16 protein-coding genes are annotated in these 15,967 nt (G+C 38.3%); 6 read left to right on the top strand and 10 right to left on the bottom strand.

The genetic code is table 11. From position 1 onward, the window contains the following. The first annotated feature begins 517 nt into the window (after nucleotides 1-517). Nucleotides 518-1,081: a Uma2 family endonuclease gene (locus A9Y75_RS06050; RefSeq protein ID WP_071188611.1), complete on the top strand. Its 564-nt coding sequence runs from the start codon at nucleotides 518-520 to the stop codon at nucleotides 1,079-1,081. Nucleotides 1,082-1,503: 422 nt separating this feature from the next. On the opposite strand, the gene pdxH is transcribed toward A9Y75_RS06050, so the two are convergent. Further along, nucleotides 1,504-2,148 carry a pyridoxamine 5'-phosphate oxidase gene (pdxH, locus tag A9Y75_RS06045; protein ID WP_071188610.1) on the bottom strand — a complete coding sequence of 215 codons (645 nt, stop codon included), beginning with the start codon at nucleotides 2,146-2,148 and terminating at the stop codon, nucleotides 1,504-1,506. Nucleotides 2,149-2,260: 112 nt separating this feature from the next. Here pdxH and A9Y75_RS06040 point away from each other — a divergent pair, with 112 nt between their 5' ends. The 3 genes from A9Y75_RS06040 to A9Y75_RS06030 all read left to right on the top strand — a co-directional run bounded on the left by A9Y75_RS06040 (nucleotide 2,261) and on the right by A9Y75_RS06030 (nucleotide 5,809). Continuing rightward, nucleotides 2,261-3,355: an AI-2E family transporter gene (locus tag A9Y75_RS06040; RefSeq protein WP_071188609.1), complete on the top strand. Its 1,095-nt coding sequence runs from the start codon at nucleotides 2,261-2,263 to the stop codon at nucleotides 3,353-3,355. A 127-nt stretch (nucleotides 3,356-3,482) separates the two neighbouring features. Beyond that, nucleotides 3,483-4,298 (top strand): ScpA family protein, encoded by an 816-nt coding sequence (locus A9Y75_RS06035; RefSeq protein WP_071188608.1) that lies wholly within the window; start codon nucleotides 3,483-3,485, stop codon nucleotides 4,296-4,298. A 341-nt stretch (nucleotides 4,299-4,639) separates the two neighbouring features. Next, nucleotides 4,640-5,809 carry an NDP-sugar synthase gene (locus tag A9Y75_RS06030; protein WP_071188607.1) on the top strand — a complete coding sequence of 390 codons (1,170 nt, stop codon included), beginning with the start codon at nucleotides 4,640-4,642 and terminating at the stop codon, nucleotides 5,807-5,809. A gap of 241 nt (nucleotides 5,810-6,050) precedes the next feature. On the opposite strand, the gene speA is transcribed toward A9Y75_RS06030, so the two are convergent. Further along, entirely contained in the window at nucleotides 6,051-8,063 is a 2,013-nt protein-coding gene (gene speA / locus A9Y75_RS06025; protein WP_071188606.1) for a biosynthetic arginine decarboxylase, read from the bottom strand. Between the two features lie 517 nt (nucleotides 8,064-8,580). On the opposite strand from speA, the gene ndk reads away from it, so the two are divergent. Further along, the gene (gene ndk, locus A9Y75_RS06020; protein WP_071188605.1) at nucleotides 8,581-9,030 is read left to right on the top strand and encodes a nucleoside-diphosphate kinase; all 450 of its coding nucleotides are present in this window, start codon (nucleotides 8,581-8,583) and stop codon (nucleotides 9,028-9,030) included. A 272-nt stretch (nucleotides 9,031-9,302) separates the two neighbouring features. On the opposite strand, the gene A9Y75_RS06015 is transcribed toward ndk, so the two are convergent. After that, complete coding sequence (locus tag A9Y75_RS06015; RefSeq protein ID WP_071188604.1) at nucleotides 9,303-10,049, bottom strand: TerC family protein; 747 nt, start codon at nucleotides 10,047-10,049, stop codon at nucleotides 9,303-9,305. Between the two features lie 247 nt (nucleotides 10,050-10,296). Between A9Y75_RS06015 and A9Y75_RS06010 the strand changes: the two genes are divergently transcribed. Beyond that, nucleotides 10,297-10,725, top strand: coding sequence for a hypothetical protein (locus A9Y75_RS06010; protein ID WP_071188603.1), 429 nt, complete (start codon nucleotides 10,297-10,299; stop codon nucleotides 10,723-10,725). 115 nt (nucleotides 10,726-10,840) lie between these two features. Here A9Y75_RS06010 and A9Y75_RS29385 read toward each other — a convergent pair whose 3' ends face one another. From A9Y75_RS29385 to A9Y75_RS05980, 7 genes are all read right to left on the bottom strand, one after another. Then, a complete protein-coding gene (locus tag A9Y75_RS29385; protein WP_236721337.1) occupies nucleotides 10,841-11,614 on the bottom strand; it encodes an EH signature domain-containing protein in 774 nt (257 codons plus the stop codon). 152 nt (nucleotides 11,615-11,766) lie between these two features. After that, the gene (locus A9Y75_RS29380) at nucleotides 11,767-12,246 is read right to left on the bottom strand and encodes a hypothetical protein (protein WP_236721336.1); all 480 of its coding nucleotides are present in this window, start codon (nucleotides 12,244-12,246) and stop codon (nucleotides 11,767-11,769) included. A gap of 2 nt (nucleotides 12,247-12,248) precedes the next feature. Then, nucleotides 12,249-12,914 carry an OmpA family protein gene (locus A9Y75_RS06000; RefSeq protein WP_071188602.1) on the bottom strand — a complete coding sequence of 222 codons (666 nt, stop codon included), beginning with the start codon at nucleotides 12,912-12,914 and terminating at the stop codon, nucleotides 12,249-12,251. Next, the gene (locus A9Y75_RS05995; protein ID WP_143046366.1) at nucleotides 12,907-13,875 is read right to left on the bottom strand and encodes a hypothetical protein; all 969 of its coding nucleotides are present in this window, start codon (nucleotides 13,873-13,875) and stop codon (nucleotides 12,907-12,909) included. Before A9Y75_RS05995 ends, A9Y75_RS06000 begins: the two co-directional genes overlap by 8 nt. 37 nt (nucleotides 13,876-13,912) lie before the next feature. Then, a complete protein-coding gene (locus A9Y75_RS05990; RefSeq protein ID WP_071188600.1) occupies nucleotides 13,913-14,257 on the bottom strand; it encodes a hypothetical protein in 345 nt (114 codons plus the stop codon). A gap of 387 nt (nucleotides 14,258-14,644) precedes the next feature. After that, complete coding sequence (locus tag A9Y75_RS05985; RefSeq protein ID WP_071188599.1) at nucleotides 14,645-15,064, bottom strand: hypothetical protein; 420 nt, start codon at nucleotides 15,062-15,064, stop codon at nucleotides 14,645-14,647. Between the two features lie 70 nt (nucleotides 15,065-15,134). Then, nucleotides 15,135-15,827: a hypothetical protein gene (locus A9Y75_RS05980; protein ID WP_071188598.1), complete on the bottom strand. Its 693-nt coding sequence runs from the start codon at nucleotides 15,825-15,827 to the stop codon at nucleotides 15,135-15,137. Nucleotides 15,828-15,967 lie beyond the last annotated feature (140 nt).

The raw sequence follows: 15,967 nt of genomic DNA, 5'->3' as shown, positions 1-15,967 counted from the left end.
GCTGAAGCGCGTTTTTTGTCTGAATCAGGATTTTCAGGATTTGAGGATTTTCAGGATTTGAAGAGTGTAGATGATTGGATGTTGTTTTGACTATGATTATAATGAGTTGGAAACAAACGAAGTAATTTTCTTAATCAATTAAAATTAATGTATCACAAATACTAATCTAAAACCAACAATAGCATCCTGAAAATACCGAAACCCGAAAAATCTCAACGCAAACCAACATCCTGCAAATCCTCAAATCCTGAAAATCCTGATTCAGACAACAACAATATCATGAAAATCCTCAAACTCAAAAACCTGAACGCAAACCAACATCCTGCAAATCCTCAAATCCTGTAAATCCTGATTCAGACAAACAATATCTTTAAATAACCTATATTATATGCGCGCACATTTTCCACGCATAACCTAATCATACCCAAAAATCAGAATTTTGTCAACCCCTTTTTGGGTTTTGCAGAGAAACTTCTGTTACATTAAAATTGCATCCTATTTTCAGGATTCAGGAACAATGACCACAGTAATCACTCAATCCCTGACTCTAGAAGAATTTCTCAAACTACCAGAAACAAAACCTGTCAGAGAATATATCAACGGTGAAATTATTACCAAACCAATGCCAAAAGGGAAACATAGCCGCTTACAATTAAAACTTTGTAATCGTATTAACGATATCACTGAAGTCGAAAAAATTGCTTATGCTTTTCCTGAGTTGCGTTGTAGTTTTGGTGTGCGTTCCGTAGTACCTGATATTGCAGTTTTTAAATGGTCAAATATTCTTTTTACTGCTGATGAAGAAGTTCCTAATGATTTTTTCATACCTCCAGATTGGACAATTGAAATTCTGTCTCCTGAACAAAATTCAAATCGGGTGATAGATAATATTTTATATTGTTTAAATCATGGTTGTTTATTGGGTTGGTTGATAGATCCTGAAGATCGTTCTATTTTGGTTTTTCGTCCCCAACAACAACCGGAGTTATTTAGAAATGATCAACAGTTACCAGTTTTAGAAGGAATCAATTTAGAATTAACAGTTAATCAAATATTTGCTTGGTTGAAAATGGGAGGTTAAAGAATATCCAAATCATTTCAAATCGTTTCTGATTTTAACATTGAAAATCCTGTAAATCCTAATTCTGATCACCTATAGGAATAATATTTGATTTTTGTTGGCGCAGCCTGCGCTTTGCGCTTACGAACTCAGTACACCTTATATTCCTTCTTTTCTGTTAAGGGTCCCCTGCCTCTACGAGTAAATATGCCTACGGCACGCTACCGCGAACAGGAATCAAACCGGATTCCTATATAAATAATTCTATGATTTTACAAACTCACCCAACTCCAAAAACACCGACTGTCACATGGGAACCACTTCCCGCTGATTTTAAGCTGTTAAGCACCTAAATTTGATAATCCTAAAATTGTTAAATCTTGTGGGGTGGGCATCTTGCCCGCCAGACTTATACAAATTAAATGCACAACAGCTTATTTTACCTAAGGTGATAAACGCTCTATTTTCCAACTGCCATCATCTAAGCGAGTATAAAGCAACCTATCATGTAAACGGCTAGAACGACCTTGCCAAAACTCAATTTCCTGGGGAATTATCCGAAAACCTCCCCAATGAGGTGGTCTAGGAACTTCCTGATTTGCATATTTGCGCTGGAAATCCTGTAATTGTTGCTCCAAAACTTCCCTACTAGGAATTACCTCACTTTGATTAGAAGCCCAAGCACCTAAGCGACTATTATGGGGGCGTACTTCAAAATACCCATCAGACTCTTCAGCAGAAATCTTCTCTACAGTTCCCACAATTCTAACTTGGCGTTCTAGTTCAGCCCACCAAAAAACCAAAGCCCCATAAGGATTTGCCGCTATTTCTTGTCCTTTGTGACTGTTGTAGTTAGTGAATAAAACAAAGCCCCGTTCATCAAAATCCTTCAGTAGTACCATTCGCGCTGAAGGCTTACCGTCTGGTGTGCAGGTAGCCAAAGTCATGGCATTAGGTTCAGGTAATTGTGCTGAGGTTGCCTGATTAAACCAAATTTTAAATTGGATAAAAGGATTAGGGTCAATTTGATTTTCACTCAAATCTTGCAAGGTATAGTCTTTGCGAAGGTCAGCTATGCTTTTATCCATAGAGTTTTGGTTCCTTGTTATCAGATAGGTTTATACAATTCTTGGAGAAAAATATCTATCATGGGAATCAGTAACAATGCCAGATTGACAAATTTTCTTTATTTTTCTCAAGATGCGCCGTTCAGCCTCTGTCCAAACTCTGTTAATTTATGGTCTGAGTGGTCCGATTATCGCTCTTAATGTCTGGCTACTGTCTGTGCTGTTTCGTTATTTTCAGAATCCAATTACTATTCTCAGTATTGCGGCAATTCTGGCTTTTTTACTCAATTACCCGGTGAAGTTGTTTGAGAGAGTGAGAATTACACGCACTCAGTCAGTAATAATTGTCTTGATGATTACTCTAGCTTTATTGATTATTTTAGGTGTTACCCTCTTACCGATGGTAATTGAGCAAACAATCCAACTTTTAAATAAAATTCCTGATTGGTTAGCTTCCAGTCAAGACAACCTTAGTAATTTACAGGTATTGGCGCGTAAGCGACGTATAAATATTGATTTGAGCCTAGTGACTAATCAAATCAATGCTAATATTCAAAATTTGGTGCAACAGATAGCTTCCGGTGCGGTAGGGTTTGCGGGGACGCTGTTGTCAGGATTATTTAATGTGGTGTTAGTATTTGTGCTGGCGTTTTATATGCTGCTATATGGCGATCGCGTCTGGTCTGGTCTAGTCAATCTCTTACCATCTAATATTGGCATCCCTTTCACTAAATCCTTACAGCTAAATTTTCAGAATTTTTTCCTCAGCCAACTGCTGCTGGCGTTATTCATGGTCATCGCCCTCACGCCAATTTTCCTATTTATGAGAATACCCTTTGCCCTGTTATTTGCGATCATTATTGGTATTTCCGAACTTATTCCCTTTGTAGGGGCAGCTTTAGGTATAGGCTTAGTAACATTGTTGGTTTTATTACAAAGTTCTTGGTTAGCATTTCCAGTGGCAATGGTAGCAACTATCTTACAACAAATTAAAGATAACCTCTTAGCTCCTAAATTAATGGGTGACTTTATTGGACTTAATCCCCTATGGATTTTTGTCTCTATTTTGATGGGGTTTGAAATTGCTGGTTTGTTAGGAACACTGGTAGCTGTGCCAATAGCTGGTACTATCAAAGGCACATTTGATGCTATCAAAAACGGTAAAAATGGTAATTTCGTATCTAATGTTACTGTTAGCTATGAATCTCCACCTGAAACAGATCATTAAAATAATTCGTAATTCGTAATAGTGCTGACTGTCCCGCTAGGGATACGTAGGTTTTAATAAAGTTGTGTCAATAAAAACTTTGTCTGTTGAAGGACAAGACAAATCTAAAATCTAAAATCTAAAATTGATGGATGCTGCCGAGCTATTAGAAACAATTACACGTCTGATTGACCAAGCTGAACAAGGAGAAATAGACCCTTGGGATGTACAAGTAATTTCGGTGATTGACCGTTATTTAGAACTAATGGCACCAGAGGCAACAGCCAGAGGTTATGAAGCGGACTTGTCTCAATCTGGACAGGCTTTTTTATCAGCATCAATGCTTGTTTTATTTAAAGCAAATACATTAATGCAATTGTCAACAGTAGATAATACTGAAGAAGAAGTTATAGATGATGCAATGATTGAAGGTGAAGATGGGGTATTATATCCTGCTCATCGTCTGCAATTAGAACGACATTTGCGTCGCCGTCCAGCGGCAATGCCACCTGCAAAACGTCGCGTGACTCTACAAGAGCTAGTCAAGCAATTGCAGATTATGGCTAATCAGCTAAAACGGGTAGATAAGGCCAGTCAGCCTCACCGTCCCAAGCGTCAGCCCAGTATGCGAACCATGCGGGAGGCGCTAGAATTAGCTCACCAAGAAAATCTGACGGAAGTAGCTCTAGAACTGGAGCAGGTGTTGCATCTATCGACAAAAGAGCTAAATTTAGAGGAACATTATGTAAATTTAGAACAACTTCTAGAGTTGTGGATACAGACAAAAAAACCAGATAAAAATAGCGATGACCATAACTCAGAACATAGTCACCTAGTTAGCATTTTTTGGGCATTACTACTGCTGTCGGCTCAATCCAAGGTAGAACTATTTCAAGAAGAATTTTATCAGGAGATTAAAATTCGCTTACCAACAGAGAACAAGGAATTTCAAATCGGGCTTTAAACCCGTCGCTTTGGGGTAAAGTTAGTGGTGGTCTTAAACCCAGATGGGCAAGTGATATCGTGTCCCGTTAAAGACTTATGATTAGGGAACCGCACTCTGATGCCAAGAGTTTTTTGATCAGCAAGTAGCCAGAATTGAGATGACCAGAGGTAAGCTTGTTTAAACACGCTATATATAGAATTTACTGAACTTTTGTATCAGCAAAACCCAGAATCCGATTAAATTTAAAGGATAACTGGTTAATCATCTAGCTATAGCTTTAGTTTAGAACCCAATAAAAACTGATGATTAAGTATCACTCGATGAAAGTAAACTGGCTTGGGGTTGAGGAATAAAATCTTATGAAAGCGATGATTCTGGCAGCAGGTAAGGGTACTCGTGTTCGTCCTATTACTTATACCATTCCCAAACCGATGATTCCCATCCTGCAAAAACCAGTGATGGAATTTTTACTGGAACTTTTACGTCAACATGGATTTGACGAAATTATGGTCAATGTTAGCCATTTAGCTGAGGAAATAGAAAATTATTTCCGTGATGGTCAGCGGTTTGGCGTGCAGATTGGTTATTCTTTTGAAGGAAAAATTGATGATGACGGTAAACTTGTAGGGGAAGCAATCGGCTCGGCTGGAGGGATGCGACGCATTCAAGACTTTTCGCCCTTTTTTGATGATACCTTTGTGGTATTGTGCGGCGATGCGCTGATTGATTTAGATTTAACTGAGGCGGTAAAGTGGCATAAGTCCAAGGGGGCAATTGCAACTATTATTACAAAGTCTGTCCCCCAGGAAGAAGTCTCTAGTTATGGGGTAGTTGTGACGGATGAAGATAATCGCGTCAAAGCTTTCCAAGAGAAACCCTCTACAGAGGACGCTCTCAGTACTAATATCAACACAGGTATTTACATTTTTGAGCCAGAGGTGTTTAACTATATTCCTTCTGAGGTAGAGTTTGACATTGGTGGTGATTTGTTCCCCAAACTTGTGGAAATTAATGCGCCTTTCTATGCTATTCCCATGGATTTTGAATGGGTAGATATTGGTAAAGTACCAGATTACTGGCGGGCGATTCGAGGTGTGTTGCTAGGGGAAATCAAAAATGTGCAAATTCCCGGTCATGAAATAGCTCCTGGTATTTACACTGGTCTAAATGTAGCGGTGAATTGGGACAAGGTGGATATTACAGGCCCAGTTTATATTGGCGGTATGACCAGAATTGAAGATGGAGCGAAAATAATTGGACCGGCGATGATTGGTCCCAATTGCTGGATTTGCAGTGGTGCAACTGTAGATAACAGTGTGATTTTTGAATGGTCACGCTTGGGGCCAGGGGTGCGTTTGGTAGATAAGCTGGTATTTGGACGTTATTGTGTAGATAAAACAGGAGCAGCCATTGATGTCCAAGCTGCGGCTTTAGACTGGCTGATTACTGATGCTCGTCAAACACCACCTTCTGATACTCCCATAGAACGCCAAGCGATCGCGGAATTGTTAGGGACAAATTCTATTTAGTCATTAGTCATTAGTCATTAGTCATTAGTCATAGGGAACTCTTAACAGTTAAACCAACCCTTAAAAGAGTGAGATTGAAAACTTGGACGTTTTGTTGTTCGGGCTACGTTTTCAACAAATTTTCTTTTCTGACTGAGCTTTAAACTCAGAACTAAAGTTGTAGGGAATAAGACAGTTTCTGTTCCCTATTCCCTGTTCCCTTTTTTTTGTAAATGATTTAATGACTAATGACCTGGGACTACTAACTATTCAAGTAAGTATATCTTTGGAGACTTTGTTCATAGGTTTGTAACAATCTCTGAGATTCGGCTAGGGTAATGCGCTTTTCTTCTAAGGCTTTCTCACAACGCTGGCGGATGTTTTCTACCATATCCTCTGAGTCGTACTGCACGTAGCTAACTACTTCACTCATGGTATCTCCCTTGACGACGTGTTCAATTTGGTAGCCTTTAGGGGTCAATTGGATGTGAACAGCGTTGGTGTCACCAAAGAGGTTGTGTAAATTGCCCATGATTTCCTGGTAAGCTCCATTGAGGAACATTCCCATATAATATGGTTCTCCAGGCACGAATTTGTGCAGTTCTAGAACGGATTTGACATCACGCAAGTCGATAAAACGGTCAATTTTACCATCACTATCACAAGTTAAGTCTGCCAAAATTCCTCGCTGTGTTGGTTCTTCATCTAGCTTATGTATGGGCATAATCGGAAATAGTTGATCAATTGCCCAACAATCAGGTGCTGATTGAAACACAGAGAGATTGATATAATAGATGGAAGCCATGATTTTTTCTAGGTCTTCCAATTCGTCGGGTACGTATTCCTGTTGTCTGGTGATTTTGAGAATTTTTTGACAACAAGCCCAGTAAAGACGCTCGGCTTTAGCACGTTCTTTGAGGCGCAAAATTCCTAAGTTAAAGCGGCTAATGGCTTCTTCTTTAAATTGTGCAGCGTCGTGGTAAAACTCCTGATAGTTCTCTTGGTTGATGGATTGGTAGGTTTCCCAAAGGTAATTAATAATGGGCGATTCTCCCTCTTGTGGAGGTTCTGGAAGTTCAAGGGGGACATCGCTAGTGCTGAGAACATCAAAGATGAGAACTGATTGATGGGAAGCGATCGCTCTGCCACTTTCACTAATCAGTGTAGGTACGGGTATTTGCCGTTCAGCGCAGGTATCTTTTAACTCTGCCACGATATCGTTGGCATAGTTTTGCATATTATAATTTTTCGAGGCGTAGAAGTTGGTTTGAGAACCGTCATAGTCTACACCCAATCCACCACCAACATCCAGATATTTCATATCTGCCCCCAGCATCGCCAACTCTACGTAGATGCGGCTGGCTTCTTGGATGGCATCTTTAATCACATTAATGGCAGAGATTTGTGAACCGATATGGAAGTGCAGCAACTGCAAAGAATCGAGTAAGTCAGCTGCTCGTAACTTATCAACTGCTTCCATTATTTCCGGAATTGTTAACCCAAATTTAGCGCGATCGCCGGTGGAAGTTCCCCAACGTCCCATTCCTTGAGTACTGAGTTTAGCCCTGATCCCCAAAATAGGCTTAATTCCCAATTGAAGGTTAGCTGCAATCACCAAATCGACTTCTTCAATCTGTTCTATGACAATAATTGGTATTTGTCCTAACCTTTGGGATAACATTGCCGTTTCAATGTATTCTCGGTCTTTGTAGCCATTGCAAACTAACAAGGCTCCAGGGGTATCTAGCACAGCCAGCGCAATCATTAATTCTGGCTTAGAACCGGCTTCTAGCCCAAATTGATGTGGTTTGCCAAAACGCACCAAATCTTCAATTAAGTGGCGTTCCTGGTTGCATTTAACGGGAAACACACCACGATAAACACCAGGATAATTATAGCGAGCGATCGCTTTAGCAAAACAAGCGTTCAACCGCTCAATCCGATCTTCTAAAATATCAGAAAAGCGAATTAACATGGGAAGTCCCAAATTGCGCTGCTTTAATGCATTGACTAGTTCAAACAAATCGAGAGAACCACCACGATCACCTTTGGGGGAAACTGTAACATGACCAGCCGCATTGATGGAAAAATAAGGCTTTCCCCAACCTTCAATTCGGTAAAGGTCTTCGCTGTCTTCAATTTTCCAAGACCGAGGTAAATCTTCTGTACTTGTACTAGGTGGCAGCAGTTTTTTGTGTTTCTGGCTTTTTAATTCCGATTTATGCCCGTTGGCAGGCATTTTCACAATTTCATCAGCGGTTGATTCAACACCCATTTATTCCTGACCTCTGTTTTTCGCCCACGAATTAACAATTTAGCGCATTCATCTGGTAACCGATATGTAATCAGTAAGAATTTTTGATTGTTAAGAAGGAGTTAAGGAGTTTAAGTGTCACGATGAACGAACAACAGCAGCGAATGTGATTTTTGCAAAATCATCAAATTTGCAGGAATTTGGACGGCTTCTGTGTTGACTATCAACTGAAGAAATCCTGAACTCATAAACTGCTTAACTCCTGAATTCTATTAGAGGTTGTTTGAAAAGTATTAGATGAAACCAATAATTTCCAAGAACCTAACCCCCCTGCCCCCCTTCCCTACCAGGGAATGGGGGTTTCAAAGCCTCTCCCCGCGTCGGGGAGAGGTTTGGAGAGGGGTTTATTTATACATTAAAAACTTTTAAAACATCCTCTTAGAGTCAAAATCGGAATTTTCTGGCACTACTAGACAAAAGACATCTAAACAACTGACAATTAACGCATAAAAACTTTATTAAGTTTTGGGAGATAGCTTTGGAACGCACATTTTTAGCAATCAAGCCTGATGGTGTACAGCGCGGACTAGTAAGTGAGATTATTGGTCGCTTTGAAACTAAAGGCTTTACCCTCATTGGCTTGAAATTTCAGAAAGTCAGCCGAGAATTAGCTGAACAACACTACGACGTTCACCGGGAAAGACCATTTTTTCCTGGTTTAGTAGAATTTATCACTTCTGGCCCCGTTGTCGCTATGGTCTGGGAAGGTGATGGTGTTATCGCTTCTGCCAGAAAAATCATTGGTGCCACAAACCCTTTAAACGCCGAACCCGGAACGATTCGCGGCGATTTTGGCATTAATGTTGGTCGCAACCTGATCCACGGTTCTGATGCTCCAGAAACGGCACAAAAGGAAATTGCGCTGTGGTTTAAGGATGAAGAATTAGTAACTTGGCAACCTCACTTAACTCCTTGGTTGCATGAGTAATTAGGCATTGAGGTGATGGGGTGATGGGGAGATGGTCGACATCAAAAATCAAGGATGAATCATAAAAATTTACAATTCTTACTTCATCCTTGACCAATTTACTGTACTGTTTTAATGGATGGTTAAAGATTTGTTAAGAGGTAGGAAGAAGGTGACAGGTGACAGGTGACAGGTGACAGGTAAGAGACAAGATAAGTATTTTTCTCCCCTGCCCCCTGCACCCTGCCCCCTGCACCCTGCACCCTGCACCCTGCCCCCTGCACCTCTGCCTGTTATGCAACTTCGCTCTTTTCTGGCTCCTTAGCTTCTGCAGGTAATGAGATGACTTCGTTGGTAGCAGGTATGGCAGTGCGTTTGGAAAATCCCCAGGTTAAAATAATGGCGATCGCACTAATCATGATCCATTGGGGTGGGACTAAATCATCATTGATGACTCTCAACAACAACCGTAAACCCACAAATGCCACCGTGATATAGCCGGCATCTTCTAAATTTTCATATTCATCTAACCAGCGGATAAATAATCCGGCCATGAATCTGAGGGTGACAATACCAATTGTGGTTCCGGTAATTACCAACCACATTTCTTGAGATACTGCGATCGCTGTTGTCACACTATCTAAGGAAAACGCCAAATCTGTAAAGGCAATTACGGGTATAGCCTGCCATAGAGACTTAAAACGTGGCCCGTGATGATGATTTTCCTCATCTTCTTGTGATGTAAAGTGTTGGAATACTAGCCACAGTAGGTAAGCAGCCCCTAATAATTCAAATTGCCAGAATTTTTGTACCCAAGTAGCTGTCAGCAATAAGGTAATTCGGAGTACGTAAGCGAAGACTAAACCGATGTTTAGCGCCTGACGTTCTAGTTTTTTGTCTTCTAGTCCTTGGGCAATTGCCGCGAGAGCGATCGCATTATCAGCCGATAACACAGCCTCTAAGAAGACCAAGATTAACAGGACTATAGAGGCTTCTACACTGAAATGAAAGTTCAGGTAATTAAAAATTTTGTCTAACATTCCAATTTCTCAAACGGGGAAAATTTAAACTTAACAGGAATAGCTGATTTAATATAGAACAGGCAATAAACTGCTACGTTTATCTATTTTAACGTATTTCTGGCACATTCTGAAGGTAGTGCATCGATCTCAAGTAATTTTTAGTATAAAAAAATACTGATTTTTTGGCATAGAACTGGAAACGTAATTTATGCAAAAATGGTGTTATTAACATCTAACGTCAAACTAAACACTCAGACAAATCAAGATGGAAATTAGTAACATTAGATTGCGCCCTCAACAATTACTCGTATTTCTGTCCGTATTGTGTGGAGTTGGTATGGTGAATCCCGATGCCGTTTCTTCTCAAACTACTCCTGTAATCCGTATTTTAAGGGTTAATGCCGTTTCTGGTACTACTTTCAAGCTGCGAGAAAATTGGTTTAAACAATCAAGAGATATAACATCTGACGAAAAATGCCCAGTTAAACGAAATGATAAATTTTTTGTGACTTCTATTAGAAGACAGATTCAAAATGCGCCGGCTCGTCCTCAAGGTAACAGCGAACGCCTCTCTGACTACTGGGAAGTTACATTTGAAAAACCACTTCCATGTGAACAGAACATTGACAATGTTCAAACTTGGTTTGTCTATAAACAACACGTTCAAGAACTCAGGAGTGTTCTTGTTCGTTAGAGACTTTTAATTAAAAAAATCTCCAATTTGTAGGGTGCGTTATTAACGCACCAATAATATTTAATTGGGATGATGCGTTATTATCCAGTTACTAAAATGTGATTCTTGTGAATATTCAAGTGCAACAACCAGTTCTTCTACAGTATTCCTTCGCTTCCCGTTCTAAAGTATCAATATCCCCTTTCCATCTTTCCAGTTTGTATGATCGATCTCGTAATTGTTCTGTTGTAGGTTGTCTGGGAGTATTGCTATTTAAATTAGGTATAATTCCCTTATTTTGTAACCAATAGTGGGAAAATACCTGCCAAAGATATTCATGATCGTGTTTTTCACCACCTAAACAACGAATACATTTAACTGAAAGTTGAGATTGATTAAAAAGTATTTGTTGATTTTTAGAATTGTTTGGTAAAAGGCGTGTTTCACTACCTTTCCCTCTAAAGAACTCTATTACTATCCAATCACCAAAATCAAATATACAAACTTCTGTAGGTTCGCTACCATCATTTTTTAAAACCTCAATATCTCCTGTTAGCTGATTACCAATAATTTGTAATGAAGATTCAGGTAAGAGAATCCGCATTTTCTCAAATCTGTTGCTATAGTAACTCCAAAAATCTCTGCGTCTGCGTAGTCTATTTTCCTCGAAGTCTTGTAATGTTAATCTATTTAATATGAGGTTAACTAATTTTTGGAAATCACCATAATTAATTGTTCCAATTAAATTTCTTAGTTTCTTTCTAGCTAGTTCTGAAAGTCCTAACCAATTTTCACCACTTCGATAATTTTGACTAAGCCATGATACTAATTGACTATGTTGATTTGCAATATTTTCATTAACATTGATTAGTAAATCATCAACTGCTGTTCGTTGCTGTGTTGTTGACATTTCCTGCAAACAACTTAATAACCAACAAACCTGTTGATTGCTGGGATTATTGATTGTACAGAAATGCGGCGTTATATATTCTACAAATTGATTAAAAACTGAAATCCATACAGGAATATCTGATTTAATTTCATTGATAAAATCTGCACGATTTAAATTATATTCACAGGCGATTTAGCTATTTTCTTACCAGTATTTTCACTATTAATTGCTAAAATTACTTTTACCTTTAATAAGGTTTTAATTTTCTCATTATTGGCAAAAACACCAAAAGAATCAACGAGAGATTTGGGTAAAACCCGTTCTTTTTGACCATTGCAATATAAAGCTAACCGCCATATTAGTTGATGTTGTAACCAAGAGTTAGAAATTGCTACCTGCCAAATTGCAGAAGATGTTGATTGGCTACGGTTAATATTCTGATTATCCCATTTCTCTTTAGCAGAAATACAATAAATCCACTCTAATTGACTAACTTCATCAGCTTTTCCATGTTCAATAAATGCTAACACTTTATCAACAGTTGGGATAGAAAGTTTTACATCTGGTAATGTACTTGCTAACTGCATCATTCTTTGAGGTAATACCTGGGGTATTTCTGATAAATTAGGAATGGAATAATCAAAATTCAAGGTTATTTCTCCTTTTTAGGTAATTTTTTACCAACTTGTTGATTTAACTCATCACTACGAAATTGAAAACGAAATAGTACCTTTCTATCAGCAGGGTTATCACGTTTTTGATCAGCTTCTATTTCTCCGCGTCCAGCGGCTAATATTTTCTGCCTTAAAGAAGGTTTAGTGGGAAAATTCAATTCATAAAAAATGTATTTATAGACTGAAGATGATCGTAATACACTAAGTTCTAAATTGGTTTTATTGTCTGCATCTGAGCTAGTGTGACCTTCTATTACGACGCGGCTAATTTCCTTTTCAAATTCTGGTTTAGAAAAAATTACTCCACTGTAAACAGGAATAAACTTACGGAGAAATTCTTTACCTGCGGGTTTAAGTTGGGTGCTTCCTTTATCAAAAAGAATTGAATCATCAATGCTCACATCTCCCGTTTCTGGATTGACTTTAACATTAATATTTTGACTTGTCATTTCCTTGAAAATCTGAGAAATAACGTCCTTTTTTGGTGCTTCTCTTTCTGCAAGTTGTAGTAGTGTAGTAATGAAAAGTAAAGCAAAAAACATCAGTAGCCCAGACATGAGATCACCGATAGATAGATAAATGCTAGATTCATCATCTTCGGTACTTTCATTTTCTACAAATTCGTTATTGATAAAATCATCCATGTCCATTTCTTCCATTACTCAAATTATCATCATCTTGTGCAGCTACTAAAACTCTAGCTGTTTCTAATAGATTTCCGCATACTTGACTCATAGCTTGATCAGCATTTTCAAAGTATTGTGTTTGTGATGTGATTGTTCTGTTTATATAATTTTCCAGATGAGTTTGCCAAGTATTTAAACTCTTAGCAAATTTTTCATCTAGATTCTTGTAGGAATTATCCACTTTCTGTACTTGTTGTCCGATATTTTCAGCAAGTGCATTTAGTTGAATTAGTCTTTGTGAATCATGTAAACCAGCAGTAATTGCTAAATCTTTTATTTGTTTTACAGAGTCCTTAATTTTATCCATTGTTGTATCAATTTCTTGAGTTAACTGACTACGACGGGTAGCTTCCTCTTGGAAAACTTTATCTAAATTCTGAACTACTTGATTTAAACCATTACGTTGTTCACTTAAAGTACCTTCTAGTAATTGGTTTTGTTGTTGGAAGAAAGATTGTAAATTTGCTTGATATTCTTCGCGGAACTGGGTTAAATCATCTTGTACGGTTTGACGAGTTGCTGTAAGTGTTGCATCAATGTTTTCTAAAGTAGCTAAAAGATTATTTCTAGCATCATTCATTAATCCAGAAGCTTGATTCCCAACTGTTTCCAGAGTATTACTTTGTTGCTGGAAGGCTGTATTTGCTTGAGTGAGAATTTGTATGATTCCAGTCCGAGTACCTTGTAGCATTTCCTGTTCTACTTCTGCTCGTTCGTGTAATGCTATTTGCAGTTCTTCTCGAATACCTCGGAAGGTAGCAGCAGCTTGTTCTGCACTCGCTTCAAATGCACTACGTTGGGATGTCATTCCTATAATACTTTGATCTACTGCTCGATTAATTTCATCTGCTGTTTGTTGTAAAACCCCTCTAGTATCTGTTTGAAATTGAGTTAAAGTTTGTCCCAAATTATGTCCCAAATCTGTCCGATTCCCATACCGCACCCTCCTATCTTGATTACAACTTGGTAAATTTTTTGATCTCGTCAGCAGAGAGAACCTCTTGCGCTACCCGTACTGGCAAATGTTCTGCATACAGGTGGTTGTCTATAGGTTCTCTGAGTTTTAAGCTGTAAAGTTTCTCACCTTCGGCTTCTGTATCTACAACTAGATAAACCTGTTCAGGTGCATAGTTTCTTAACAAACGCACCTGCAAAGCGGTTTTTAAATCCCGTGAAGATATAGAAAGAGAGGAATTTTCACCAAAAAGCTCACTAGCTACTTTCCAAGCGTGGTTAACCGCTACAATTTCTCTAACAAGCTTCTCTATAGAAGAATACAACAATTCAACGGTGTTACTCATTAATGCTGGTATCGGCTTTATTTGGGCTTTGACTAATCTAGTATTCCCAGGGATTGAGGCTAAATAACAATTTTTGACTTTTTTTTCTAAATTTTAGATAAATAAAAGCATGGATCTTCCTTATCAGGGTATGAAGCCAAAAAATTAACCCCCCTCTGTTTTTTACTTAGAGGAGGGATATATTTAAATACAATTAAGTTAGGGCTGCACTGTGGTAATTTCTGTAGTGTATAGCGTTTCCTAATCACATGAGGTACATCATAGTCCCCTCATCGCTTGCGGGGAGGGGGTTGGGGGTTGGGTTTTTGTACATCACTAAATTGAGAACCGCTATAGATATGCTGTATGCAACGTCTCTAGATTATGGATAATTTACTAGTTATGGTATTACAACAATTTATCTAACAAACTAGTTGCTAAATCAAGTAAATCAATATCATAACTATCAAAATGATCAGCTAAAACATCTCTCACAGCAAATGCTTTTTCATCTTCTCTAGAAATCCTCAAACATTCTTCCAAATTTACGGCTAAATCAAACAGTGGCTTATCTCCCAAACGATATCTAATCTTCACTGCTACATCATCATTACTAACTAAAAATTCCTTAATAGCATCGAATAAAGAATTAGATAGTTCATCATCTCCCCAAGTTTCTAACCAATCTCCTTCTACATCTTCAACATAAAGATGAACAAAATTTAAACCATGTTCTAGCCAATCCTGCTGCATTCTCCGCGCCGCTGCTAAAATTTCAGCAAATTCATCCACTTGAGTAATGCTGTTCATTTCTTGTTGGTTAATCATAAATGCTGTCTTGAGCAGGTAAAGATGTAGGTGAGGACAAAAATATTAGACAGAGAGCAAAAATTGGACTTCAGGAAAAATTGAGATACTTTCCTTCAGACAGATGATCACTGTTATACAGCGCCACATTTACTAACTGATTGATAAAATCACTTTCTCCGGGATTGTAACTTAAGAACAATCCTCTCTCTATTTCCCACAATTGCAGGGAATTTTGCCACTTCTCATACTTTTGGCGATGAAATTCTTCACTAACACTAGTAACTTGAATACAAAGTGGTTTTTGTTGATGATTACTGACTATTAAGTCTGTTGCCATAGAAAGGTCGGCAATATAGCGCTGCCAAAAACTCCCTTCACGACGAACAATATCTTGAGCTATTAATTTAATAGTATCACCATCAAACTGATTGAACTCTCCCGACATAATTTTTTTCTTCCAAATATAAAATTTGGAATCAGTTGAGTTTATCCACCTCGGAAAAAGATAACTATACCAATACCTCTCATTTGGTGTCATTTGGTCGAACTTTTCTTTCCGTGCTGCTTCTGAAGGTAAGGATTGAATGATGAGCCAAATTGTTGAATCCGTAATTACTTCTAGGAGAAAGGCCAGGACAAATGGTTTAGCAGTCAGGGAACCAGGCCGAATAAATTTAACCCAACGATTGATCTCATTTAGTCTGTTCGCTAATTGAGGATCTATCAAAGAGGCTTGCTCGGTCAGTGACTTTAGTTTATCCTTTATTTCTTTTGCTTGCAAACTACGCCCTACTTTTCAGTAACTAAAAATTTTCTTAAGAATTTATACCTTTGCTGGGAGTGATCTGAATCATAGTTGAGTGATTAAATTTTGGTTAAAAAAAGATTTCACCGACAACATCTCCAAAGTATTTTTATTGA

Origin of the sequence: Trichormus sp. NMC-1, from assembly GCF_001858025.1 — a bacterium.
In the GTDB taxonomy this organism is placed as follows: Bacteria; Cyanobacteriota; Cyanobacteriia; order Cyanobacteriales; family Nostocaceae; genus Anabaena.
Note: the sequence above shows the minus strand (reverse complement) of the source record. Positions and strands in the feature narration are given on the sequence as shown.

Coding starts and splice junctions, on each gene's coding strand:
- A9Y75_RS06050 (WP_071188611.1), top strand. CDS start 518: ATGACCACAGTAATCACTCAATCCCTGACTCTAGAAGAATTTCTCAAA.
- pdxH (WP_071188610.1), bottom strand. CDS start 2,148: ATGGATAAAAGCATAGCTGACCTTCGCAAAGACTATACCTTGCAAGAT.
- A9Y75_RS06040 (WP_071188609.1), top strand. CDS start 2,261: ATGCGCCGTTCAGCCTCTGTCCAAACTCTGTTAATTTATGGTCTGAGT.
- A9Y75_RS06035 (WP_071188608.1), top strand. CDS start 3,483: ATGGATGCTGCCGAGCTATTAGAAACAATTACACGTCTGATTGACCAA.
- A9Y75_RS06030 (WP_071188607.1), top strand. CDS start 4,640: ATGAAAGCGATGATTCTGGCAGCAGGTAAGGGTACTCGTGTTCGTCCT.
- speA (WP_071188606.1), bottom strand. CDS start 8,063: ATGGGTGTTGAATCAACCGCTGATGAAATTGTGAAAATGCCTGCCAAC.
- A9Y75_RS06015 (WP_071188604.1), bottom strand. CDS start 10,049: ATGTTAGACAAAATTTTTAATTACCTGAACTTTCATTTCAGTGTAGAA.
- A9Y75_RS06010 (WP_071188603.1), top strand. CDS start 10,297: ATGGAAATTAGTAACATTAGATTGCGCCCTCAACAATTACTCGTATTT.
- A9Y75_RS29385 (WP_236721337.1), bottom strand. CDS start 11,614: ATGTCAACAACACAGCAACGAACAGCAGTTGATGATTTACTAATCAAT.
- A9Y75_RS06000 (WP_071188602.1), bottom strand. CDS start 12,914: ATGGATGATTTTATCAATAACGAATTTGTAGAAAATGAAAGTACCGAA.
- A9Y75_RS05990 (WP_071188600.1), bottom strand. CDS start 14,257: ATGAGTAACACCGTTGAATTGTTGTATTCTTCTATAGAGAAGCTTGTT.
- A9Y75_RS05985 (WP_071188599.1), bottom strand. CDS start 15,064: ATGATTAACCAACAAGAAATGAACAGCATTACTCAAGTGGATGAATTT.